The sequence below is a fragment of the Sphingomonas zeae genome, from assembly GCF_014197135.1.
Lineage (GTDB): Bacteria > Pseudomonadota > Alphaproteobacteria > Sphingomonadales > Sphingomonadaceae > Sphingomonas > Sphingomonas zeae.
In genome coordinates this window covers 1-1272 of sequence record NZ_JACIFA010000042.1, presented here as the reverse complement: position 1 = coordinate 1272, position 1272 = coordinate 1, and the positions used below count along the sequence as shown (strand labels likewise).

Here is a 1272-nt window from a genome sequence, read left to right as displayed (position 1 = left end):
GCTGAGCAGCCCCCACCGGGTGGTCCGGGTAGATAGTTAGTGCATTGTCGTCTCCGCCGCCATTGCCGGGCGCAGGTGGAGCGAAGCGGAACCGGAGGCCGGCAATGGCGGCGTCGCCGCTTCTGGTGCGGGTGGGCGATAGCCCAGGCTGCTATGTGGCCGGATGGTGTTGTAGTGGCGCCGCCACGCCTCGATCAGCACTCTGGCCTCGGCGAGGCTGTAGAAGATCTCTCCGTTAAGCAGCTCGTCACGCAGCGAGCCATTGAAGCTCTCGTTGTAGCCGTTCTCCCATGGCGAGCCTGGCGTGATGTAGAGCGTGTTCACGCCGATCTGCCCAAGCCATTTCTGGACTGCGGTGGCGATGAACTCGCTGCCGTTGTCCGATCTGATATGGGCAGGCGGGCCCCGGTCAATGAACAGCTCGGCCAGAGCCGCCAGCACATCTTCGTGGCGAAGCTGACGGGCGACCACCAGCGCCAGGCACTCGCGGCTGGCCTCGTCGATGATCGTGAGGATGCGGAACTTGCGCCCGTCGTGCGTCCGTGCCTCGACAAAGTCGTACGCCCAGATGTGCCCGGGATATTCCGGCCGCAGCCGAATACACGAGCCATCGTTCAACCACAGCCGACCACGTTTCGGCTGTCGCTGAGGCACCTTCAGCCCCTCGCGTCGCCAGATCCGTTCCACCCGTTTGTGGTTCACCGACCAGCCGGCCGCATGCAGCAGTGCGGTTACCCGGCGATAGCCGTAGCGCCCGTACTGCCTGGCCAGCGCGACGATGTCGTCGGTCAGCGCCTCCTCGTCATCTGCCCCACACGGCACTTTGCGCTGCGTCGACCGATGCTGCCCGAGGACGCGGCACACCCGTCGCTCGGACACATCCAGCACCTCACGCACCTGGTCGATGCACCGCCGGCGCCGTGCGGGGCTCAGAAGTTTCCCCGCGCCGCCTCCTGCAGGATCAGCTTGTCCAATGTCAGGTCCGAGATCGCGCGACGCAGCCGGAGGTTCTCCTTCTCCAAATCCTTCATCCGCCGCGCCTGATCCGTCTTCAGACCACCATATTCCTTGCGCCATCGGTAATAGGTCTGCTCGCTGACTGCGATGCGCCGGCATGCCTCGGCCGTCGTGCCGCCCTGGCCCAGCATGATCTCAACCTCACGCAGCTTGCCGATGATCTCCTCGGGCTTGTGCTTCTTCGCTGGCATTCGTCGTCCCTTCCTCGATCCAGACTGTCATAGTCGATGGACCACTCAGAAGGGGGCAGCTCAG

At 64.5% G+C, this 1272-nt stretch carries 1 protein-coding gene; it reads right to left on the bottom strand.

The annotated features are described in order from the left end of the window. Positions 1 to 36 precede the first annotated feature (36 nt). Positions 37 to 1208 (bottom strand): IS3 family transposase gene (locus GGR45_RS19500; RefSeq protein WP_126014683.1). Its coding sequence is split into 2 segments (ribosomal slippage): positions 37 to 944 and positions 944 to 1208, totalling 1173 coding nucleotides; the frame shifts between segments, so codons are not numbered across the junction. Positions 1209 to 1272: the final 64 nt, after the last annotated feature.